General features: G+C 47.8%; 18 protein-coding genes. 16 read left to right on the top strand and 2 right to left on the bottom strand.

The annotated features are described in order from the left end of the window. A partial coding sequence (locus tag DCCM_RS18725) for a hypothetical protein (protein ID WP_165792158.1) occupies positions 1-301 on the top strand: 301 nt, incomplete at its 5' end. A gap of 360 nt (positions 302-661) precedes the next feature. Here DCCM_RS18725 and DCCM_RS13275 read toward each other — a convergent pair. Beyond that, entirely contained in the window at positions 662-2,038 is a 1,377-nt protein-coding gene (locus DCCM_RS13275) for a sigma-54-dependent Fis family transcriptional regulator (protein WP_165792157.1), read from the bottom strand. Between the two features lie 1,006 nt (positions 2,039-3,044). On the opposite strand from DCCM_RS13275, the gene DCCM_RS13270 reads away from it, so the two are divergent. The 14 genes from DCCM_RS13270 (at position 3,045) to DCCM_RS13205 (ending at position 21,242) form a co-directional block, all read left to right on the top strand. Further along, on the top strand, positions 3,045-4,619 hold the full coding sequence (locus tag DCCM_RS13270) for a benzoate-CoA ligase family protein (RefSeq protein ID WP_104372870.1): 1,575 nt from the start codon (positions 3,045-3,047) through the stop codon (positions 4,617-4,619). Between the two features lie 185 nt (positions 4,620-4,804). Then, entirely contained in the window at positions 4,805-6,211 is a 1,407-nt protein-coding gene (locus DCCM_RS13265) for an SLC13 family permease (protein ID WP_104372869.1), read from the top strand. A gap of 308 nt (positions 6,212-6,519) precedes the next feature. Continuing rightward, entirely contained in the window at positions 6,520-7,503 is a 984-nt protein-coding gene (locus tag DCCM_RS13260; RefSeq protein WP_104372868.1) for a class I SAM-dependent methyltransferase, read from the top strand. Between the two features lie 38 nt (positions 7,504-7,541). Beyond that, on the top strand, positions 7,542-8,726 hold the full coding sequence (locus tag DCCM_RS13255; protein ID WP_104372867.1) for a M24 family metallopeptidase: 1,185 nt from the start codon (positions 7,542-7,544) through the stop codon (positions 8,724-8,726). Between the two features lie 530 nt (positions 8,727-9,256). Further along, positions 9,257-11,227 (top strand): aldehyde ferredoxin oxidoreductase N-terminal domain-containing protein, encoded by a 1,971-nt coding sequence (locus tag DCCM_RS13250; protein ID WP_104372866.1) that lies wholly within the window; start codon positions 9,257-9,259, stop codon positions 11,225-11,227. Beyond that, positions 11,214-11,756, top strand: coding sequence for a 4Fe-4S dicluster domain-containing protein (locus DCCM_RS13245; RefSeq protein WP_104372865.1), 543 nt, complete (start codon positions 11,214-11,216; stop codon positions 11,754-11,756). The genes DCCM_RS13250 and DCCM_RS13245 overlap by 14 nt, the downstream gene beginning before the upstream one ends. Before the next feature lie 273 nt (positions 11,757-12,029). Next, positions 12,030-13,181, top strand: a complete 1,152-nt coding sequence (locus DCCM_RS13240; protein ID WP_104372864.1) for a (Fe-S)-binding protein — start codon at positions 12,030-12,032, stop codon at positions 13,179-13,181. Positions 13,182-13,199: 18 nt separating this feature from the next. Next, on the top strand, positions 13,200-13,988 hold the full coding sequence (gene fdhD, locus DCCM_RS13235; RefSeq protein WP_231702772.1) for a formate dehydrogenase accessory sulfurtransferase FdhD: 789 nt from the start codon (positions 13,200-13,202) through the stop codon (positions 13,986-13,988). Between the two features lie 9 nt (positions 13,989-13,997). Next, positions 13,998-14,207, top strand: a complete 210-nt coding sequence (locus DCCM_RS18720) for a hypothetical protein (RefSeq protein ID WP_165792156.1) — start codon at positions 13,998-14,000, stop codon at positions 14,205-14,207. Then, positions 14,176-17,292: an FAD-dependent oxidoreductase gene (locus tag DCCM_RS13225; protein WP_269433754.1), complete on the top strand. Its 3,117-nt coding sequence runs from the start codon at positions 14,176-14,178 to the stop codon at positions 17,290-17,292. Before DCCM_RS18720 ends, DCCM_RS13225 begins: the two co-directional genes overlap by 32 nt. A 46-nt stretch (positions 17,293-17,338) precedes the next feature. Then, complete coding sequence (locus DCCM_RS13220; RefSeq protein WP_104372861.1) at positions 17,339-18,184, top strand: hydrogenase iron-sulfur subunit; 846 nt, start codon at positions 17,339-17,341, stop codon at positions 18,182-18,184. 210 nt (positions 18,185-18,394) lie between these two features. Next, complete coding sequence (locus DCCM_RS13215; RefSeq protein WP_104372860.1) at positions 18,395-19,825, top strand: molybdopterin molybdotransferase MoeA; 1,431 nt, start codon at positions 18,395-18,397, stop codon at positions 19,823-19,825. A 23-nt stretch (positions 19,826-19,848) separates the two neighbouring features. Continuing rightward, positions 19,849-20,982, top strand: a complete 1,134-nt coding sequence (locus tag DCCM_RS13210) for a radical SAM/SPASM domain-containing protein (RefSeq protein WP_104372859.1) — start codon at positions 19,849-19,851, stop codon at positions 20,980-20,982. Between the two features lie 53 nt (positions 20,983-21,035). Beyond that, complete coding sequence (locus DCCM_RS13205) at positions 21,036-21,242, top strand: hypothetical protein (RefSeq protein ID WP_104372858.1); 207 nt, start codon at positions 21,036-21,038, stop codon at positions 21,240-21,242. A 216-nt stretch (positions 21,243-21,458) separates the two neighbouring features. Here the strand turns inward: DCCM_RS13205 and DCCM_RS13200 are convergent, their stop codons facing one another. After that, positions 21,459-21,725 (bottom strand): hypothetical protein, encoded by a 267-nt coding sequence (locus tag DCCM_RS13200; protein WP_104372857.1) that lies wholly within the window; start codon positions 21,723-21,725, stop codon positions 21,459-21,461. Positions 21,726-22,167: 442 nt separating this feature from the next. On the opposite strand from DCCM_RS13200, the gene DCCM_RS13195 reads away from it, so the two are divergent. Next, entirely contained in the window at positions 22,168-24,168 is a 2,001-nt protein-coding gene (locus DCCM_RS13195) for an aldehyde ferredoxin oxidoreductase N-terminal domain-containing protein (RefSeq protein WP_104372856.1), read from the top strand. The last annotated feature ends 200 nt before the right edge of the window (positions 24,169-24,368 follow it).

Here is a 24,368-nt window from a genome sequence, read left to right as displayed (position 1 = left end):
GTATGATTATTTCGGTGATGACGGTATAGATGTAACAGTGAGCCTGGATGGGGACGAGGATGAGCTGGCATACAATGTCACCCTGGACTTCGATGCAGCAGATGATTATGATAATTTGACAGACATCAGCGAAACCAATATAAAGACCTTTTTGAATGCTGTGAAATCAAAGATTAACACTGAAGTTGATGGTACGGATTACGAAGGCGCGGATATTAAAGGAAAAGCTGTGGATAATGACAAATCCGGTTATTATGTAAAATACAATGGCAGCACATATACTTATAGCTGGGATGATTAGGCACATAAATGCAATTGCAGAAAAATAAATAATCGTTGCCAACGTGATTGTTATAGTAGCCCGGACAAAAAGACGGGGGCCTCGGTCCCCGTCTTTTTGCTGGACAACTTTAACTTATGGTATGCATTGATGGTGTAAATTCCTGCTGTCGTTAGACAGAGGAATTTAAAATTATAAAGTGTGGAGTGAGGTTTGGAAGGTTGCTGCCGGCAGAGATTCTTAGGCAAAATCGACATGGGAGCAGAGGTATTCATTAATTGAGATAGACGATTAGATTGGTGTTTTCCCTGTGGCAGCATTCATATATAAGGGAAACGGAGAATAAGTTAATAAGTTAAGGGCCTGACCCCGTCTAATGGACTAATCCATTAGTTTTTTGTAAAGGGTTGAACGGCTAATACCTAATAATTTGGCAGCCCTTTGCTTGTTCCCCTTGGTAATTTCCAGGGCTTTAAATATGGCTTCCTTTTCAATGCCGGAAAGGGAATATATTTTACACGGGCTTTCATTATCATGTTCCATGCCCAGGTCCTCCAGTTTAATATAGTCCCCTTTGCAAAATATTACGGCCCTTTGTATTGTGTTTTCCAGTTCCCTGGTGTTACCAGGCCAATTATGGCCTTCCAGCAACATTAATGTTTCGTTTGTTATGCCGCTAATTTGTTTTTTTATCTGGGTGCTGTATTTTTTTATAAAGTAATCCACTAATAGGGGAATATCTTCAGGATGGTTTCGCAATGGGGGAATATTTAGGGATAAAACCTTTAGCCTGTAATACAGATCCAGTCTGAATTTACCTTCATAGGAAAGCTTTAAAAGATCCTTATTGGTAGCTGCTATTATTCTTACGTCAATCTTTTTGGGCTGAAGCCCTCCCACCCGCACAACCTCTTTCTCCTGTATGGCCCGCAGTAATTTTCCCTGCAAAAATAAAGGCATGTCCCCAATCTCATCCAAAAAAATGGTGCTTTTATCCGCCAATTCAAATTTGCCTGGTTTACCGTGCTTGCTTGCCCCGGTAAAGGAGCCGGCTTCATAACCAAACAATTCCGATTCGGCCAATTCCGCCGGTATTGCCGCACAGTTAATGTTAACAAATGGTTTTGTCCAGCGGTCGCTGGCGTTATGAATAGCCTGGGCGTACAGTTCTTTTCCTGTTCCGCATTCCCCGATAATTAATACGGTTGAAGAATTGTTTGCCGCCAGCAGGGCTAATCTTTTAATTTCTTCAATGAAACGGCTTTTATTGATAATTGATTTAATGGTATATCTGGTGCCATTTATTTTATAAAGGTCGTTGCCGTGTTCAATGGTTTGCTCCGTGGTGCTGCATTCTTTGTTATAAATATTTTCTATGTGATCAAGCAAAAAATTAACTATAAATGCCTGGGTAATAACTCCGACCGGTTCACCGGCAGGGTTAACCACCGGAGTTTGACCTATGCGGGCGTTTCTTAACCATTGATTAAGTTCCGACAGATTATTAAAATTCATATCCTCCACAAAATAAATAACGTCTTTAATATAATGACCGGAGATTTGATCATCAGCACCTATGCCGTTCAATAAGCAATCGAACAAATTTGATCTTGTAAACATGCCAATCAGTACGTTTTGTGAATTTACCACGGGAATCCCGTAAAGCTTTGTCTGGCGCAATAATTGTATCGCATCGCTTATTTTATTTTGAGGATTGACACTAACATTGGTGTGTACCATTATTTCCTTTACTCTCATTTCGTATTCACCCCCCATGGTTAAACAAGTGTGAATGATGAATAAATGTTTAATATTGAAATTTTTCGATATCATGTTAATAGCTTGACTTTTGCAAGAAAGAAACTGAAGTCATAACTTTAAAATTTTATCAAATCAACTTTTAACTGGTAAAAATGGACTTTATTTAGAAAAGGATATGCGATGTTATTGAAGGGAATATGTCATGTAAAATTGTGAAATTTTAGACATGGGAAATAAATTTTTATTTTCAATTATTATACATTTAACAACGATAATATGAAAACCCCAAAAAGGCAAAAAAGACTATAAACCAGTGTTTAATTTTTAAAAAACACAGAATGTTACCCAGGCGGCAAAAGTCCGGCGGATAAATGGTTTTCACAAGACTTGTCGAAAAAATAGAGGTTATATCCTCACTATTTAAATAACCAACTATATTTCAATATAAATTATTCATATCAGCATTTAATATTTATGTTAACAATAATGGGGAACGCAAGTTCTGTATGGCGAACAAATAAACAAGACTTAGAAGGCAAAAAGGCCTGGCAAATAATGATTTATGAAAAGACAGTTAAAGCTGCTAAGTAATAATATTGCATCTAAAAGGGCAATTAGACCTCCGGGTATTAATATGTGTCGTATAATTTTACAGTGTGTGACTTTCATGCACGATTGCCTTTTGTTTATTATCCTTTCAATAGTAACGGCAGGGTGCTTCTTATCAAAAAGAACTGTAATTCCAAATGGGAAAATACTTTTAGAACTTTTTAAGCGTAAAAGATGTACGGGAATACAAATTGCATAATTGCAAATATCTGAATAAACAGAAATTTCAGAACCGGGAAAGATGCTTGGCTGCCCAATTCTATGCAGTGAGAAGGATTGCTGTGCAATACCGTTGGGGAGGTGGAGTTATGGGTATTTGACGTCCCGGCAGGGGATGGATTGCCCGGGAAAGGACTATTAAATTATATAAATCCGGATAAAAGGAGATCTGAAAATGGATTTGGTTAATATTCCTGAGGAATTTAATCTGGCTGTTTTTCTTTTGGACCGGCATTTGAAAGAAGGACGCGGTAATAATGTGGCGGTCTATTACGAGGATAAGGTTGTTACCTATGCCGAACTGGCGGATATGGCAAACAGGTTTGGAAACGCGCTGTTAAACCTTGGTGTGGAGCAGGAAAACAGGGTTCTTTTTTGCTTACCGGATTGTCCGGAATTTTTAGCCATCTATTTTGGAGCAATGAAGATTGGCGCGGTGCCGGTACCGGTAAGCACCATGGCTTCACCCCGGGATTATCTATACTACTTAAATGACAGCCGGGCCAAAGTACTGGTAACCAGCCCGGAGTTAACCCCGCAATTTACCCGGGTTCAAAAGGAATTAAAATATTTACGGCATTTTATTGTAATCGGGAGGCCTCAACCCGGACAGTTCAGTTTTGATGAATTGATAAACGCAGCCTCACCCCGCCTGGATGCGGCGCCAACCTCCAAAGATGATATGGCCTTTTGGCTGTATAGTTCGGGAACCACGGGAACCCCAAAAGGAGTTGTGCATTTGCACCATGATCTTGTACACTTTATGCCCCCGCACTGCAGGGAGGTAGTGTCAATCACCCGGGAAGACATATCCTTTTCCACTTCCAGGCTCTTTTTTTCGTATGGCCGCAACAATTCCCTGGACGCGCCGTTTCTTTGCGGATCTGCGGTTGTACTCTATCCGGGGAAGCCGGAGCCGGAAAACGTTTTTCAGGTAATTGAAAAATATCGCCCGACACTATTCTACAGTGTGCCCAGTTCGTATTGGGCAATGCTTAACTACCTTGAAAAAAGCGGCCGGAAATTTGATCTTTCTTCCGTAAGGTTATGTGTCTCCGCCGGTGAAGCTTTACCCGGGGTAATTTATGAGAGATGGAAAAAGATATTTAATTTAGAGATCATGGATGGGGTCGGTTCAACGGATGTGGGAATGATTTACGCTTCCAACTGCCCGGGGCGACAGATAAAGCCAGGCAGTTGCGGTAAATTGCTGTCCGGCTTCGAGGGAAAATTGCTTGATCCGGATGAAGTTGAGGTGCCCCCGGGGGAAATAGGAACCTTATGGCTGAAAAATGACGGAATTGCCGCCTGTTACTGGAATAAGCATGACAAAACAAAACAAAGCATTCACGGGGAATGGTTCAACACGGGTGATCAATATTATCTGGATCAAGATGGCTATTACTGGTATGTGGGGCGTTCCGACGACATGCTCAAGCCGGGCGGGTTATGGCTTTCTCCCCTGGAGGTGGAAGGAATTCTGTTGGAGCACACGGCAGTTGATGAAGTGGCCGTGGTTGCGGAAGGAAACGAATCCGGCCTGGATAAACCGGTGGCTTTTGTGGTTATCAAGGGGGACTGCGAATCACCGGAAACTCTGGAGGATGAGTTGAAGAAATATGTCAGGGAGAAAGCGGCTCATTACAAGTGTCCCCGGAAGATTTATTTTGTTGGGGAATTACCCCGTACGGCCACCGGTAAAATTCAGCGCTACAAACTGCGGGCCTCTCTTATTTCAGGCGGGCAGTAAACAGTTAAACCGCCATCTGCTGTATTACTGCGCATATATGACTTGTTTTGCGCCGCTAACAGCATCCGGCAAGAATTGAGATAACAGGTTAGCGGTGTAAAACACCGGCGTATAAATAACGCTTATAAAAAATTATCAGTACTTACAGGACTGGTGCAGCCACGTCCATTAAGAGGAGGGATCCAATGTTAAAAGATACAAAAGTGCTGGGAGTTATTGTTTTTCTTTTAATCGGTTTAATTATTGGAATATTCAAATCATTTGCCGGGCTGGTTCCCCAGGGTCATTTTATTTTGGCCACGGTAATCGTTGCTTTGGGTCTATGGATTTTCCGGCCCGGCGGCCTGCCCTTTATGGCGGGCGGCACGGTATTGCTTGCCGGCGGTCTTATTTTTGGCCTCAAATATAATGTTGTTGCTTCGGGCTTTGTCAGTTCGGCGGTGTGGGTATTAATCCCCGCCCTCTATTTTGGTTTTGTGCTGCAAAAAACCGGTTTGGGAAAACGGATCGCTTACCTGGTGTTAAAAAGTTTTGAGCCCAGTTGGCTGTCCATGGCCGTAAGCTGGTTTATTATCGGAATTGCCCTCTCCGCCCTGACTCCTTCCATTACCGTGCGCATAGCCATTGTCATGCCAATTGCCATAAGCGTGGTTGAGGCATGTAAACTGGATTACAGTTCCAAAGGCTCCGCCTTTATTACAATTATAGCCTGGGCCATGTGTCTTTTCCCCGGCACCGGCTGGCTTACCGGCTCCCTGACGGGACCGATAATGCTGGGTTTTTTGCCTCCGGAACTAAAGCCCATGGCCACTTTCGACGCCTGGTTCAAAATACTTGGCTTGCCCTGGTTTATAATTACGGTTATCTTTATTATTCTAATTTATTTTATTATGAAACCAAAGGAAGCAATAGGTATTCCCAGGGATACTTTCAAAGAACAATACGCCGCCCTGGGAGCGATAACCCGGGAAGAGATAATCACTGTAAGCGTGCTTTTGGGCTCCTTGCTGTTATTCACCACCGAAAGGCTGCATCACATTCCCACAGCCGCCACGGCCCTAACAGCCTTATTCCTGCTAATCATGTTTAAAATAATTAAATTGCCCGAGATAAGCAGCGGCGTTAACTGGGATGTGATCATGTTCTTTGGCATAACCATAGGTCTTTCCACAATTTTTGTCACTGCCGGGGTTTCCGACTGGATTGGGCCGATATTGCAGCCGGGTCTGCTCTCATTGGCGGCCAACCCGCTAGTTTTTCTGCTGGTTGCCACCTTTGGGATTATGTTAATTCGCTTCATAGATGTTCCCTGGGGATTTTCAACCATCGCCCTGACTGTTACGGTGCTTATCCCTATATTCAATCAATTCGGCATTCACCCGCTGGTATCATCCATGGCTTATATAATCGGCATCAATTTTTTCCTGTTGGGTTACCAGCAACCCTTTGTATTGATGGCGGAAGGAATCATGCAGGGGAAGGGGTGGGCTTCCCGGCATGTGACCATAGCCGGCCTGTCATATATTGTGGCGGTTGTCATTACTTTGCTGGTAAGCGTGCCCTATTGGCGGCTAATCGGCGCCATACGTTAATCCCGGAATAAATGAGCCATAGCCCTCAAAAACAAAAACCATGCCCGGTATACGGCATGGTTTTTTATTGCTCATGTGCGCCCGGTACGGGAGTCACTCGCGGGACGGCACCGGGCACAAGTGTGAGCGAAAAAAACATGAAAAGATTAATCCTCCTTTCACCCGGCGTTAACCTAGCTTCCATGCTTTTAAGCGATTTTATCCACCCTTTCTCTCCTTTACAATCTACTTAAAAATAAAACATTCAACATCGCTCTTCCCATCTCCCGGTTATACCTGAGAAGGAGGGCGCTTACCAGTTTTTTTAGATGAACATAAAAATAGCCGCAATGGTGCGGGAACCACAGCATTGCGCCGGTCACTGCCTGAAAAATTGGAGAGTGGGAGCGATGCTAAATACTTTATTCATGGGGAAGAACCAATGCATACCAGGAGAAAGAGCCTGTTCATTCAACAGTTTCTTTAGCGGTACGGCCTCCTTCCGGGAGGAAATGACGAACTGGACAACCTTTTTTAAAAGGGGGCCGGGCCATGGGGTTGAAAAAACAAGCCATATAAATCCCCCTGTTTGGGGCCTGACTGACAGTCAGCTAACTTTAATCAAACATTTAGTGGAAAAAAATAATATCAAAACCGCCCTGGATGCTGCCTGTGGGAACGGAGAAGTTGCCTTGGCGCTGACCGGCCTGGGGGTTGATGTTACCGCCCTGGGCACAGAGCGGCGCATGCTTGAAAGTGCCCGGCGGAAATCGGCGGGGGGGCGGAGCCCGGCTTTTTTACTGGGAGATATGCGTGACGTATCCGGCTTTAATTTAAAAAAATGCGACCTGATAACCTGCATGGGTAATTCCATTTCCTACCTTTTAAATACGGATGATATGTTGGGAACGCTGGCGCAATTTTATACTTTGCTGCGGCCCGGGGGAATAGTTTTGATACATACCTTGAATTACGACTTTATACTGGAAGAAGAGGTTAAATGGTTTCCCCTGCCGGAATTGACGGGGGAGGGACTGACCGTAACCGCCGGCCTTGACGTCAGCCCGGATTCCGGCGGATCTAAACTGGTTTTTAATCTTATTGCCGGGCGGATGGAAAAAACCGCCGGCGGAAAATATGAAATTCCCATAAAGCCGGTACTCAGACAGGAGCTTAATATCATGCTTTGTGAACTGGGATTTAAAAAAATTAAAAATTATTTTGGCGACTGCAAAAAATTTGACTGTGAATGCCTGCACAGCATAACGGTGGCTTACCGGCCGGCGAGACCGGAGAAACAACAAAACGGCTGAAATGATGGAAACCTTGCGGCACATGAGGGAGGTGGTTTATGGAAATGAAAGGCAACGATAAAAAGACAAGGTTAAAAATTTTTCAGGAAAGACTTTTGGAGCTGGAAATAAAAGCCGCCGTGCTCATTCTTTCCAGGGATATATTTTATTACACCGGAACGGCGCAGCCCTGTATTTTAGTGGTAACTCCAAAGGATTATTTTCTGCTTGTAAGAAGGGCATTGGATTTTGTGCTGAACGAAACATGGATAGATACAGGCAAAATTCTCCGGGGCGGCAATTTTAAGGAGGTTTTCTTAAAATTAAAGGATTTGGGCATTAATAAGGGACGCTTGGGATTGGAACTGGATGTTATTCCCGCGGAACTGTTTTTAAAGATAATGGGTATATTTTCCGATTTCAAACCGGTTAATATTTCAGAAGAAATAATGCTCCAGAGAATGAAAAAGGATCAGGAGGAAATCGACTTAATCAGAACAGCCTGCAATATAATGAATGCCGGCCACCAAAGGGTTCTGGAAGTGCTTGCCGAGGGCATGACAGAGCTGGAACTGGCGGCGGAGGTGGAGTATGCCCATAGAAAAGCCGGTCACGAAGGAATATTGTCCATGAGAAATTTTGATTTTTATATAAGCCGCGGCCCGCTTTCTTCCGGCGGAAATCTCTTCAAGGTAAGTGGTTTTTCCAACACCATTACCGGTACGGGTCTTAGTCCGGCGGTACCAGCGGGACCGTCTTTAAGAAGAATAAACAATGGCGATTTAATCATAATTGATATCCCTACTTGCCACCAGGGTTATCATTGCGATGAAACGCGCACATACGCTTTGGGCAAAGCCGGCCCGGAGGTAAAAGATTTATTTAAGTCCCTGAGGGATATTTCAGATAATGTGATAGCTTCCTTGAAAGACGGAATGAAATGTAGTGAGATATTTGGTATGGCTAAATCCTGTGCCCGCCGGTTAGGCGTCGAAGATTATTTTCTGGGACTGGCGCCGCGGAAGGGTAACTTTATTGGTCATGGAATAGGTTTGGATGCCAATGAGCCACCTGTATTATTTGAAAAATCGGACTTTGTCCTGAGAAGTAATTTTGTGGTAACCATTGAAATTCATTTGACTCACCCGGAATATGGCGCGGTAAAGTTGGAAGATATGGTTTTAATTAAGGAAAATGGGTGTGAAATTCTTTCTGTTACTGAAAGGGAGCTGTTTACAATATAAATAACCCCCCAAAGAGTGTCGGGCTTAATAACCCAGGCACTCTTTTTTCTTTGTCCGGTTATGTATTTGCTGATTCCGCAGCCGGCCCATGGCCGTCGGCTTTGACACATTAATCCGGCCAGGGCCGGTAGGCTGAATGAATACAGAAATAAGTAACCTGAAAAGGTTAATCCTCCTTTCACCCCCCGTTTAACCTAGCTTCCATGCTTTTAAGCGATTTTATTTAAGCTATCACTACTTTACAATTTATTTAAATTTATAACACGCGGCGTTAAACCACAGGGAAAGGCAATTGTCGGGTTGATTTGCGGCGGACAATTGTTAAAGGGGGACATAAGTATGGATAAAATCAAAAGATGTGCTGACGGCCGGTATGATTAGGCCAAACAGTGAAAAGAAATAACCGGCGCGAAAGTGAGGGGCTGTTTTTGCTCACATGTACCGGAGGAAATACTACGGGCGGCCAAGCTTAAAGACCATGGCCGCGGAGATGCCCAAAAGCGGCTAATAAGACTCAAGGGGGTTGGAAAATGAGATACGCGGAGACAGGTTACAACCTGGAAATTGATCTGGCCACAGGAAATATTGAGAAGGTAGAAACCGATCCGAAATTAACGGAGTTTTATTTGGGGGGCCTTGGCACCAGCGTCAAAATCCACTGGGACAGGGTTCCCCCTGAAACCAAGGCCTTTGATCCTGAGAATCTACTGATATTCAGCAGCGGTCTTTTCTGCGGCACACCGGCTTTCAGCGCCAATCGCACCGTCATTACCTTCATTTCTCCCCAGACGGGGCTGCTGGCATATCCGATGATGGGGGGATTCTGGGCGGCGGAATTGAAATACGCCGGTTATGACAAAGTGGTTATTCGCAACAAATCCCCAAAGCCGGTTTATATATGGATACACAACGACAAGGTGGAAATACGGGACGCCTCTCATTTAAAGGGTAAAGGCGCTCTTGAAACCCAGGAAATTATCAGAAGCGAGTTGAAAGAGCCCAGGGCCCAGGTGGCCGCCATCGGCCTGGCCGGTGAAAACCGGGTCTTCACGGCTTCCATCGAGCAGTCCAGGTCCAGCGCCAGCAGGCTCGGGGGAGGCGCGGTTATGGGAGACAAGGGGATAAAGGCCATAGCCGTCCGGGGGACAAAGGATGTCTACCTTGCCCGGGGGGCTGAGTTTATGGAGCATATGAATGATGTGACGGATTATATAAATTTCCGGAATTCAAATCCACTTCCGGGGGTAATGACCATTTTGTCCGGGATCGGGTCGCCCCAGGAGATGAAACACGTTGATGAGAGGTGGCACACTGAAAGCTTTGCCTGGGGAAATGCCCGGGTCCGGAGAAAAGACTTTTGGACCAAGGAAATAGAAAAGAGCTGGACCAGTACGCAATTAAGCGCTGTAAAGCGGTTCATAAGCTGCTTTAACTGTCCCCAGCAATGCGGGGGATTAATTTCCTATCAGGATGTTCCAAGATACATGATGAAATGCTTCTCGAAACTCACCTATGCAATGGGGGCTTACGTGGACAACCTGGATTTTGCCTTTAGAATAGCCAATACCGCTTTTGAGTATGGTGTGGACTCATTCTCAACCCCGCAAATTTTGGCCTTTGCTGTCGAGCTCCTGGAAGCCGGCATTTTGACCGACCAGGACTTTGAAGGATGTCCGCCCGATAAGGAAGGGAGATTTTTCTGGCTGCTGGACAGAATGGTCCGGCGGGAAGGAATAGGAGATATTCTGGCCGACGGCACTTATTGGGCGGCCCGAAGGATTGGCAAGGGCGCGGAGGCCTTTGATCACAATACCATCAAAAAACATGAGCAGATGAATATCAAGCTGGGAATGCTGGACCCCCTTTATTACCTTATGTTTTCCACCAACGAGAAGATAAGCATTACCCAAATTGAAGGAAACTGGCCCCAGGCGGCCTTTCCCTCCAGAGAGGACAGGGAGGCTTTTGTAAAGGACTGGCCCCAGCTTCCTGATGAAAAGTTTAAGCAATATTTCCTGGACTGGGAACCCCGGGGAGAAAACTCAAATCCATATTACCCCACTCCTGATATCTCCAGTGAAATTGTGGACTGGATGGAGATGGTGCACAACATTGATGACGCCCTGGGGCTGTGCGCCGGCATGGGCTCCTTTTGCCTGAAGCCGCCCTATCATATACACAATTACCCTAAATTAATCTCGGCAGCCACCGGGATGGACCTGGATGAAGGTAAATTAAAGAAAATAGTCAATAGGAGCCGGAATTTGCACAGGGCCTTTAATAACAGGCTGGGCATGAGAAGAGCCGATGAGAAGCCGCCGGAAGACCATTGGAGGCGTAGATTTCCCGAGATCGAAGAAAAGCTCTTAACCACGTATTACAAATACAAGGGATGGAATAATGACGGCATTCCCACCAAGGAAAGATTGCTGGAATTAGATCTGGATTATGTGGTCGAAGACCTGGAAAGGAGAGGGATATTGAAAGATGGCCAAAATTAAGAAGAAGATCAAGACCATCAAAGTTGATGCGGATAAGTGCAACGGCTGCCGGGCATGCGAGGTAATCTGCTCCGCCTTTCACGCCACACCGAAATACAGCAGCGTTAATCCGGCAAGATCCCGCATCCAGGTTATTACGCACCGGCTAAAGGACATATGGCTTCCGGTATTCGCTGGAGAGTACACCCCGGCCGAATGCATGGGCAGAGAAACCTATGTGATTGACGGCAAGGAATACGAAGAGTGCGGCTTTTGCAGGGCTGCCTGCCCGGCCAGGGACAGATTCATAGAGCCCGATTCCGGTCTCCCGTTAAGGTGCGATATGTGTGAAGACGATCCGCCTCAGGAAAAGCCGCTCTGCGTTCAAGTGTGCTTGAACGATGTGCTGATTTTCGAGGAAAGGGAAGAGGAAGTCGAAGAAGAGGAAAATCTGGACGTTTTGGAGGTCGGATTGAAATCGCTGGTGGATAAATATGGATTTGACAAGCTGGTGGATACCTTTGCCCGAATGTCACAGAAGGGGGAATAAGGAAAGGGGACACACCCGCTAAAGTCCGGGCAATGCTTTTGTGGACAGGAATGTCCCAACATAGGTCAGGGGACACACCTGCTGAAGCCTGGGCAATGCTTTTGTGGACAGGAATGTCCCGACATAGGTCAGGGGACACACCTGCTGAAGCTTGGGCGACGCTTTGTGGACAGGAATGTCCCGACATAGGTCAGGGGACACACCTGCTGAAGCCCGGGCAATGCTTTTGTGGACAGGAATGTCCCCAATTTATGTGAAGGAAGAGGGGAAATCGTGGAGACTGAAGCCCCAATCAAAGAGGTAATAGAAGAAATAAAAGAGAGCGGTGGAGACGCGGTCAAATTCTGCTATCAATGCGGAAAATGCGATACTGTTTGTCCCTGGAATAAAGTCAGAACTTTCAGTATGCGCAAACTGATCCGGCAGGCTACATTCGGCTTGACGGAGATAGAAAATGAAGAGATCTGGCGCTGCACCACCTGCGGAAAATGCGCTCAGAGATGTCCCAGGGACGTTAAGCAGATCCAAAACATGATAGCCCTGCGCAGGATGGCCACGGGATACGGTGTTTTTCCCGCCGCTGTCAAGCCTGTCCGCACCGCCAGCGCGGGTCTTGCCGGAGACGGCAACCCCTTTGGTGAGGAACGGGCAAAGAGGGCGGAGTGGGCAAAGGGACTCTCTGTAAAAACCTTCGAAGAAGGGATGGAAGTTTTGTATTTTCCCGGCTGCTATTTAAGCTATGACCCAAGATTAAAGAAGGTGGCCGCCGCCACAGCCAATATCCTCAATAAGGCGGGAGTGGATTTCGGGATACTGGGCACCCAGGAGAATTGCTGTGGAGAAAGCATCCGCAAGACAGGCAATGAGGAATTATTCAAACAATTGGCCAGGGAAAACATCAAAGCCTTTATCAATAACGGGGTAAAGAAAATACTTGTTTCTTCCCCGCATTGCTACCATACCTTCAAGAACGAATACCCTGAATTCATGGTTAACTTTGAAGTGGTTCATATCTCCCAGTATTTATTCCAGCTGATTAATGAGGGAAGGCTCCGGATCAGCAAGGAGTACGGGAAGAAAATTACCTATCACGACCCATGTTACCTGGGCCGGCATAACGGCATATATGACGAGCCCCGGGAGGTATTAAAGAAGATACCCGGTTTGGAACTGGTGGAGCTGGCTGAGTCCCGGGAAGACAGTCTTTGCTGCGGAATGGGAGGAGGCAGGATTTGGGCTGAAACGCCAAAGTCCGAAAGATTCGCCAACCTCAGATTGGAAGAAGCTGTCGGGGGTGGGGCTGAAGAGCTGGTTACAGCCTGCCCCTATTGCATCACCAATTTTGAGGATAGCAGGGTGGTCATGAATTATGATGACGTCATACAGGTTAAGGATATCACGGAGGTCCTCCAGGAGGTGATTTAGATTACAGAGAAGCTAAGCATGCTGGAAGCGATTGGCGTTTCGGATATGAAAGACGTGGCAGCGGAAGTAGCCTGCCATCGCTTTTCGAACGGGGAATGGGTCAGTACCCCGGTTTACGTGCCTAGCGAAATGGAGTTCACAATTTATGTGAATCAGAAAGCACTGGTCACCATCCTGTGCACTGCAGCCAAGCTGAATTACCTGGTCATCGGATATCTTTACGCGGAGGGAATCATCTCGGGCATCGGCGATGTGGCCAGCATGCGGGTGAGTGAGGAGGAAGCGCTGGCCGATGTGAGGCTGAAAAACCCCGGATATAAATTGCCGGCGCTGCGGAAACTTGGATGCAGCGGCAGTTCAGTTTTCAAAACCCGGGGAAAGAGGGTTGATTCCGAGCTTGTTGCCACACCGGAAGAAGTGCTGTCATTGATGAAGCGATTTTTAGAGCAAATGGAGCTGTACCGGCTTAGTGGGGGTGTGCATACCTCGGCTCTGTCCGATACCGGGAAACTGCTGATACTAGCGGAGGATATCGGACGGCATAACACCTTGAACAAGCTCCAGGGCGAATGTCTGCTGAGGGGAATAGCAACCAGGGATCGACTGCTGCTGATCACCGGCCGCATATCGTCCGAGATGCTGCTCAAGGCGGAAAAGATGCAAACCCCGATTGTTGTTTCGCGGCACGCGCCCACCAGGAACGCCATTTTGCTTGCCGGCGACATGGGCATTGCCCTGGTTGGCCAGGCCCGCTGCGACCATCTGGCAGTGTTTACCCATCCGGAACGGCTTGGCTGTTCAACATAAGGAGTAAAAATGAAAGGGGACACACCAAACAAGGAAAGGGGACACACAAACAAGGAAAGGGGACACACCTCTATTGGGAGCCTGTCTTTGGGGCTGGAGGAATGTCCCCAAATGGAGGAACTTGTCTTTGGAGTTGGAGGAATATCTTCAATTGCTGGTGAGGTGATAGAAAGTGGAAAAAGAACTTTTGCTGAAAGAAAAAATTCAACAACTTTGTAAAAGTCGTGGAGACAGTAATTTTGGAGACGTAATGGTTGTGGGGGGAGGAATCAGCGGTATTCAGGCCTCCCTTGATCTTGCCACCGCCGGTTTTAAGGTTTACCTGGTGGAAAAGGCGCCCAGCATCGGGGGGCATATGGCCCAACTGGACAAGACCTTTCCCACCAATGACTGCTCCATGTGAATACTCTCGCCAAAGCTGGTCGAGGTCGGCCGGCATCAAAATATAGAAGTCCTTACCTATACTGAGGTTGACAGTGTGGAGGGGGAAGCGGGAAACTTCAGGGTAAGGCTGAATAAAAAGCCCAAATATATTGACGAGAGCAAATGCACCGGTTGTACCGTCTGTGTGGAATACTGCCCGGTGAAATACCCTGATCAATATAACCAGGAAATATCCCTGAATAAAGCCGTCCACATCTACTTTCCCCAGGCAATTCCTCTGGTGGCGTATATTGATGAAAGCTGTCTTTACCTTAAAGAGAAGAAATGCCGTATTTGCGAAGGAGTATGCAAGAATAACGCCATAAATTTAAATCAAACGCCGGAGAAGCTGGAAGTGAAGGTAGGGGCGATAATTCTGTCTCCCGGTCTTGAGCCGTATGATCCCGGATTGCGGGAGGAATATCGCTACGGAGAGTTTGAGAATGTGGTAACCAGTATGGACTATGAACGGCTGTTATGCTCCACCGGTCCATACCAGGGTGAGATACTGCGCGCTTCAGACAGGAAGCATCCCCATAAAGTTGCCTGGATTCAATGCGTGGGTTCCAGGCAGGTGATTCCGGGAGGCAACAGCTATTGTTCGGCCGTATGCTGCACCTATGCCCAAAAACAGGTGATTTTGACAAAGGATCATGACGCTTTAGCCCAGTGTACCATATTCCATAACGATATTCGTTCCTATGGTAAGGATTTTGAGCGATTTTACGAAAGGACGGAGAAACTTCCAGGGGTTCGGTTTATCAGAAGCTACACATCAATAGTAAAAGAGAACCCGGAAACCAAGAATGTCACGGTACGATATTCCACCACCGGGGATGGAGTCAAAGAGGAAGAATTCGATATGGTGGTATTATCCGTGGGATTGAACCCTCCCGCCGGTGTGCAGGGCATGGCGGAGAAATTCGGCATCGAACTGGGGCCGCACCATTTTTGCAAGGTCAATACCGTCAATCCCATGGAGACCAGCAGGCCCGGAATCTTTGTAAGCGGAGCTTTCCAGGGTCCCACGGATATACCCGAGTCGGTTTTTAGCGCCAGCGGAGCAGGCTCCCAATGCGGAGAACTCCTTTCCTTCCGGAGGGGAAATCTTGCCAGGGAAAGGATCTATCCGCCGGAAAGGGATGTCTCCGGTGAAGAACCGAGGATAGGAGTCTTTGTGTGTCATTGCGGGGCTAATATAGGAAGGATAGTAAATGTTCCTTCCACGGTTGAATATGCCCTGACCCTGCCCAATGTTGTCTACGCCCAGGAACAGCTATTCTCCTGCGCTACTAATTCTGCCAAAGAAATTACGGACATGACAAAGGAAAAAGGACTCAACCGGGTGGTTGTGGCCGCCTGCTCCCCCAGGACCCTTGAACCGTTATTCCGGGACACCCTTCGGGAGGCGGGAATTAATCAATATTACTTCGAGATGGCTAATATCAGGGAGCATAACTCCTGGGTCCACGCTAAAGAAAAGGAAGAAGCCACACAGAAGGCAAAGGATATAATCCGGATGTCCGTGGCCCGGGCTTGCCATCTGGAGCCGCTGCAGGAATTTGATCTGCCGGTAAACAAAACGGCGCTGGTGGTTGGCGGGGGCATAGCCGGAATGAATTGCGCTCTCTCCATAGCCAACCAGAGACACGAGGTTCACCTGGTGGAAAAGGATACGGACCTTGGCGGAATGGCCCGAAAACTGCATTATACCCTGGAAGGTCTGGATGTTCAGGACTATTTGCGTGATCTTAAAAGAAAGGTATATCAGCATCCCCTGGTACATGTGCATACCGGCGCCACCATCATGGAGGCCACAGGTTATATTGGTAATTTTACAACCAGGGTAAAGTCCGAAAGAGGGCTCACAGAAATAAAACACGGCGCGGCAGTCATTGCCATAGGCGCCGATGTGTATACACCCGCCGAATACCTGTATGGAGAAGATGACAGGGTAATGACCCACCTGGAGCTGGAGGAGCAAATCGCCAGAGGAGACGAAGGGCTTGTCAACTCCGGGAGTCTGGTTATGATCCAATGCGTGGGCTGCAGAAATGAAGACAGAAATTACTGCAGCAGGATATGTTGCAGCGAGTCAATAAAAAACGCCCTGAAACTAAAGGAGATCAATCCCCGGATGGATATCTACATTCTCTTCCGGGATATGAGAACCTATGGGTTTAAAGAGGATTATTACCGGGAAGCGGCAGGCAAGGAGGTTAGATTCATCCGCTATGAGCCGGATGACAAACCTCAGGTGGAAGCCGGCGAGTCGGATGAGGGGCAGCCGGTACTAAAGGTTACCGTGACCGACCCTGTTTTAGGTAATAAGCTTGAAATAGATGCCGATAGAATTGCTTTGGCTGCCGCTGTTATTCCCTCCGCGGCAACCAGGGAAGTGGCCGAGTTATTCAAGGTGACCTTGAGCCCGGACGGCTTCTTCAAAGAAGCCCATGTTAAATTAAGGCCTGTTGAGTTTGGTACGGACGGGGTTTATCTTTGTGGAATGGCTCACTATCCCAAGCTTATGGCAGAAACGATTAATCAGGCCTATGGAGCCGCGGGCCGGGTCTTAACGCTTCTCTCCCGGGATACGGTGGTCGCCTCCGGCTCTGTCTGCCGGGTGGATGAAAGGAAATGTATGGGGTGCGGGGCCTGTGTTTCGGTCTGTACCTATGGCGCCATTGAGTTTAGTGAGACACGACAGGGCAAAAAGGCTGTAGTTAATCCCGTGCTCTGTAAAGGGGACGGTCTCTGTAACGCAAAGTGTCCAACAGGGGCCATTTCACTAAAGCACTTTACCGATAAAGAGCTTTTGAGCGAAATTGACGCTGTGGTTCCAGAGGAAGAGATCCTTAGGCAAATTGATGCGGCGGTTTGAGATGTGTGCAAGAAGCCGGGGGCACTAACAAAGGAGGTGGGAACGAATGAGTACGGGACTTAAATTTAAACCAAGAATATTAGGTTTTGTATGCCATTGGTGAGTGTACGGGGCTGCTGACCTGGCTGGCGTGTCCAGACTGCAATATACAACTGAAATGAGGCTTATTCGCGTCATGTGTTCCGGCAGAGTCGACCTGGCATATGTACTCAGGGCCTTCTCAAATGGAATAGACGGGGTATTTATTGGCGGCTGCCGTTTAAATGAATGCAATTATATTACCCATGGAAATTACCATGCGCTGAACATGGTGCTGCTATGCAGAAAAATAATGGAATACACAGGGCTGAACCCCGAAAGGTTAAGGATCGAATTCATGTCCGGCAGTGAAGGAAACCTTTTTGCCGAGGTTGTTAATGATTTTGTCAAGAAGGTGAAGGAGTTGGGACCGCTTGGCAAAGGTGAGGGAATAGACAAAGAAGATTTAAATTCCAAGCTTGCTGAAATTACAAAGCTGGTTCCCTACATCAAGGTGGTGAAACAGGAGAAGCTGGCGTCACGTATTGAGAACCCGGCAGAATATGACGAGCTTTTCACCATTGACGAGATAGAAAGATTATTTAGTGAAGTGGTCTCCTACTATATTGATCCGGGCAAATGCCAGGCCTGTATGATTTGCGCCAGGCGATGTCCCGCGGAGGCGATAATAAGCGCCAAAAATCAGATCCATGTAATTGACCAGGAGAAATGCATAAAATGCGGAACTTGCTTTGACGCTTGCCCAACCCGCTTTGGCGCGGTAACGAAGCTCTCCGGTGAGCCTGTTCCGCCTCCGGTCACTGAAAGTGAAAGAACTATAGTCAGAAAAAGCAAAGAACAGAGCAATCCTTGAGGTGTAATCTCCCGGGCAAAAATTACGGGAAATCATGATTTTATCCCGGGGCATTGAACCGGCAGGGCATTTGGAGAATTGCGACTGCTTCCTGTTCAGGAAAGGAGATGCCAAAGATAGCCGCGGCATGGGCTTTCATGCGCATCTTGCATGGAAGCCTTTTATTTATCGAAGAACGGTAAAACTGATTGGCCCTAAGGAGTGAGAGACATGAACAGGCCGGTATTAACGTCATTGGCGCAAACTGAACCGGGAAAGGGGTCCTGGAATAAAATGGGGGGCCAGGTGTCGGGAGCTTATCCCATGGTCGGGATTAACAATGTGGAGGAAGAATTACTAAAAACACCGGGCGGTCCGGAAAAGCCTTTTATAAATATCAATATCCCCAAGGATTATTACGCCATCCCTGCCAATGGCTGGAGAAGGAACTTATCTCTGGAGCAAGCCCGTGCTCTCCTGCTGCGGCACGTATTCATCCGCCCGGGGGAGCGGTTGCCTTTGCTGGAGGCTTTGGGGCGCGCGATCAGGGAAGACCTGACGGTTCAGGAAGATATACCGGGGTTTAATCGTTCTTTAGTTGACGGGTATGCCCTTCAGGGCCGGGATACCGAAAAGGCCGGGGAAAACGCCCCGGTCAGGCTCCGGGTGCTGGAAGAAGTGGCGGCCGGGAGTAACCCCCATTTTCAAGTCTCCACCCGGACGGCGGTTAAAGTGATGACAGGGGCGCCCCTTCCCGCGGGAGCCGACGCGGTGGTCAAGTATGAAGAGGTCCGGCGGGAGGGGGCGGAGGTGCTGGTTTATCGCCGGGTTCCGGCGGGAACCGGCATAGGTAAGGCCGGCCAGGAATTAACAGCCGGCGAAACCGTTGTTTCCAGGGGTTCGCCTGTTACCCCGTCCCTGCTTGGGCTGCTGGCCGCGGCCGGTTTTAAGGACCTGCCTGTTTATTCAGCAGTTAAAGCCGCTATTATCAGTACAGGCAGTGAACTGGCAGGGCTTGGCCAAACACTTGGCGCCGGCCGGATTTATAATAGCAATCAGTACTTCCTGACAGCCCTTCTCAGGATGAGCGGGGTGGAACCTGTCCCGCTGGGTATTGTGCCGGATGACGCGGCAAAAATAGCCGCTCTTGTGCAAACCGCCCTGGAAAGAGCGGATTTGGTCATTACCACCGGGGGAGTATCATCCGGGGATTATGACCTGGTTGAAGCCGCCCTGGCCCTGGCCGGGGTTGAGAGCCTGTTTTCAGGAATATCCGTAAGGCCCGGCAAGTCTTTTGTGGCGGGGAAAAAAGACGGCAAATTAATCCTGGGCCTATCCGGTCACCCGGGAGCCGCATTTGCGGCTTTTGAGTTTTTGGTTAAGCCTGTTCTGAAAAAAATGATGGGTTATAAAAATATCCTGCCCCGCAAGATAGAGGTCATTCTATCCCACGATTACAGGAAAACCGAGGCCAGAAGGATGAAAGCGGCCAGGCTTTCCATAGAGGAAGGAATCGCCAGGGCGACAATTCTTAACGGGCAGGGTGTTCTGAAAACACTGGCGGACTGCAACCTGTTCGTGGATATACCTCCCGGCAAAGGTTTGCTCAGGGCCGGAGAAAAAATTTCTGCATACGCTGTGGAATTATTTGATATGAAGTGAAAGGAAGACGGGGTGATAAAACTGTGAGAAGACCGACGGAACATGCCGGACAATTAAAAAGAATGTATTCCATTGAAGATGGAAGATTGAAGGGCGGAGACGATTGGGAAAAGCTTCCTTTCTTTTGGTTCATTTTATTTCTATCATACAGGTGCACAAGAAGGTGCGACTATTGTTACGCCTTTAATCAAGCCGGTGATAATAAAATGGAAATGGATGAAAATACATTTTCAAGATTACTGGAGTGGATTCCGGAAGTCTGGAAAGTTAATAACGTTAAAGTTAACTCCATTGGTTTTCTTGGCGGGGAACCGTTGCTGAGAACCGATAGAATTAAGAAAATAATGGATTCCGTCTATAAAAATACCGACGGCATGCAGGGAGCTCTTAATACAAACGGTGATTTGGTGGATTCCGTGAATTGGGATGATCTTGAAGATATCCAATGGATCACAACAAATGTTACAGATATAAGTATTGAAGAATTATCCAGAAGAATGAAGGTAATTGCTGAAAGGTCAAATGTTATCGGTCAAACAATAGTTGCCACTTTGGATGATTATAATTTGGAGAGAGTTCTTGATATAACAAGATTCGGATTGGAAAATGGTTATCGATTAAGATACCAGAAGAATATATACAGAGAATTGGATCCGGAATACAAAAAAATAATTTTAAAAAAATATCATGAATTATGCGATTTGCTGGAAAATTATATTATCAGGGGTTATGATGTACATACCACCTTCTTGCTGGATATGTTAATTCCCCTGTGGGAGCTTGAATATTCTCCATATCCTTGCGGGAAAAGAATTGCCGCGATATTTCCCGATGGAACCATTGGCCCGTGTATTAGAGAGCACTCATTTAAAACAGGGACGATATTTGACCCGGATCCTTTGAGTAAAATACAATGCGACATGTTTCATTATGATGTTGCAAGACCGGATCTGCCGGATGAATGCAGGGAGTGTGAAGCTAAAGCCACCTGCCAGGGCGGATGCCCCCATGATAAATTGTTGATGACCGGTGCCACATCGGGAAAATCTGTTGCATGTGATATACATAAAGAAATTATTCCAAGATTAAGATACCTGGATAAATTAAAAAACGACCCGGGTATGAGAGAGATACGAAATAAAGCGTTAACTGTTTGACCGGTCTGCTTAACCGGGAGAGAACCCGAAGATTTACGCAAGGAGGTTGAAAGATGAAAAAGGATAAGGAGTATATCTTTGAAGAGCCCTCGGCGGAAGTGCTCCAGGCCGTTAAGAATATTTCCGCTGAAGGCAGGCTGAACTGCCCGCAGGCCTGGGCTTTAGCCAAACAGTTGAGCGTCCCCGTGCCGGTGGTGGGCAGGGCCGCCGACATTCTTGGAGTAAGGATTATGAACTGTTCCTTGGGATGCTTCAAATAGGGCCGACCGAGGGCGGGAGAAATCCGGACGGTATGTCCTTAGATGCGCCGCCACGGCGGTCTGTACAGGTAAGAAGAGGCCCCCGCAGGTTTAACTGCGGGGGCCTTTGGCGTCGGTCAGCCGGGTTCCTCCGGGCATTCGGCGGTTCAGCATAATTGCGGATCGTCAACCCTTATAATAGATATCTTTATCATCAAAGCCCGGCATATCCAAACCCTAGCTCTCCTCTTCCTCGTCGGGCGGGTGATTGATGAAGTACTCGCGCTCAAGAAGCTGGTGAAACTCCTCCGGTACGGGCACGGAAAAACTGGCCGCGGTTTCATCGCGGCCGGCCAGTTTAAAGACCAGTTCATAACTGCCGTCCGGATTCTTGCGGGGCCGCCACTGTTTGAGCCTGGTTCCCCGGCTGTCAATATGGTCTTGCACGGCATTGTCACACCAGGTGAAAAAGCGTTCCTGCAGGTCATTGAGGTACTCTAGCATTATCGGCTCCTCCCTTGCGGTTCATTTCGCTGGTTACCACCATTATGCCATAATCCCCCTTCCGCTTTCAAAGGAGAAATACTTGCCGCCAGGTCCGGCCGGGACTGTCCGGTTTTCGGCCCCGATTAAATTAAACATGTCCTATTAACATACAATGTATGTCTTTCTTACACTATAAAGCACGCACCCCGGGAAGGAATATGCCGGCGGAGTATTGGCCGGCAATCCACGCCGGTAATCCCAAATGAATTTCTTTAGCCGGCAGGATAATTAGCATGAAAATTGCTGGTTGCATAATACAGGCGTTTTAAAAAACCGTAAGAATGCCGGGGGAGCCTCCCGCATAACGGAAACCGGTCCCTCATGAGCACCCGCGCAGCTTAAAAGCAGTGGCGGCGGAGTTATCCGGAGGGCCTGATAAGACGCATAGAGGGGTGTAAAAATGAGATACGCGGAGACAGGATATAACCTGGAAATTGATCTGGCCACAGGAAACATTGAAAAGGTGGAAACCGATCCGAAATTAATGGAACTTCATCTGGGAGGTCTTGGCACCGACGTCAAGCTTATGTGGGACAGGGTTCCCCCTGAAACCAAAGCCTTTGATCCTGAAAACCTGCTGATCTTCAGCAGCGGTCTTTTATGCGGCACACCGGCTTTCAGCGCCAACCGCACCCTGGTTACCACAATCTCTCCCCAGACGGATTTACTGGCCTATCCAATGATGGGTGGCTTCTGGTCGGCGGAACTGAAGTACGCCGGTTATGACAAGGTGATCATCCGCAACAAGTCCCCAAAACTGGTTTACATATGGATACACAACGACAGGGTGGAAATACGCGACGCCTCTCATTTGAAGGGCAAAGGCGCCCTTGAAACCCAGGACCTTATAAGGGCTGAGCTGAAGGAGCCCCGGGCCCAGGTGGCCGCCATCGGCCTGGCAGGTGAAAACCGGGTTTTCACGGCTTCCGTGGAGCAGTCCAGGTCCAGCGCCAGCAGGCTGGGCAGCGGCGCCGTTATGGGAGACAAGGGGGTAAAGGCCATAGCCGTCCGGGGCACAAAGGACATCTACCTTGCCCGGGGGGCTGAATTTATGCGGCATGTGAATGATTTGAAGGAATTTGTAAAACACCGCAACGCCAATCCCCTTCAGGGGGTAATGACCGTTTTGCATTCCGGTGTCGGGTCGCCCCAGGCCATGAAACACGCTGATGAATCGTGGCATACCACGGGTTTCGCCTGGGGAAATGCCCGGGCCCGGAGAAAAGACTTCTGGACCGGGGAAATAGAAAAGAGCTGGACGAAAACCCAGACCAGTGCCATAAAGCGCTTCATAAGCTGCTTTAACTGCCCGCAGCAATGCGGAGCGTTAATTGCCTACCAGGATGTTCCAAGGTATATGATGAAATGTTTCTCGAAACTCACTTATACACTGGCGGCTTATGTGGATGACCTGGGTTTTTCTTTTAGAATCTGCCAGCGCGCTTTTGAGTATGGATTGGACTCATTCTCAACCCCGCAAATTTTGGCCTTCGCTGTTGAGCTCTATGAAGCCGGCATTTTGACCGACGCGGATTTTGCAGGGTGCCCGTCCGATAAAGAGGGGAGATTTTTCTGGCTGCTGGACAAGGTTGCCCGGCGGGAAGGAATCGGAGATATTCTGGCCGACGGCACTTATTGGGCGGCCCGGAGGATTGGCAAGGGCGCGGAGGCCTTTGAGCATAATACCATTAAGAAGCATGAGCAGATGAATATCAAGCTGGGAATGCTGGATCCCCTTTATTACCTCATGTTTTCCACCAACGAGAAGGTAAGCATTACCCAAATTGAAGGAAATTGGCCCCAGGCGGCTTATCCCTCCAGGGAGAAAAGGGAAGAGTGGGTAAAGGACTGGCCCCAGCTTCCCGATGAAAAGTTCAAGCAATATTTCCTGGACTGGGAACCCAGGGGAGAAAGCTCAAATCCATATTACCCGACCCCGGAAATCTCCAGTGAAATTGTGGATTGGATGGAGATGGTGCACAATATTGACGACGCCCTGGGGCTGTGCGCCGGTATGGGCTCCTTTTGCTACAAGCCGGCTTATCATATACACAATTACCCCAAATTTATTTCCTCGGCCACCGGGATGGATATAGATGAAGCCGGACTAAAGAAAATAGTCAACAGGAGCCGGAATTTACACAGAGCCTTTAACAACAGGAGGGGCATGAGCAGGGCTGATGAGAAGCCGCCGGAAGACCATTGGAGGCATAGATTTCCCGAGCTTGAAGAAAAACTCTTATCCACCTATTACAAATTCAAAGGATGGAATTATGACGGTATTCCCACTAAAGAAAGATTACTGGAATTGGATTTGGGCTATGTTGCCGAGGACCTGAAAAAGAGGGGAATATTAAAAGACGGCCAGGATTGTGAAGAAGAGCAAAACTATCAAAGTTGATTAAGAATTCGCAGACAAATATGGAACGCAAAAGCCTGTGGATACCGTTGCCCTAATGTAACGGGCAGCTAGGAGAGTGTTGAAAAACACAATAAACATGTTGCTAAACTACCGCCCGAGGCCGTTCAAAAAGCTCCAGATGCAAGGCGCGGCAAGGCCTCAAGCGGAGGCGTACTCATAGTACGTCGAGCATTGAGGCC

The organism is Desulfocucumis palustris, from assembly GCF_002933875.1.
In the GTDB taxonomy this organism is placed as follows: domain Bacteria; phylum Bacillota; class Desulfotomaculia; order Desulfotomaculales; family Desulfocucumaceae; genus Desulfocucumis; species Desulfocucumis palustris.
Note: the sequence above shows the minus strand (reverse complement) of the source record. Positions and strands in the feature narration are given on the sequence as shown.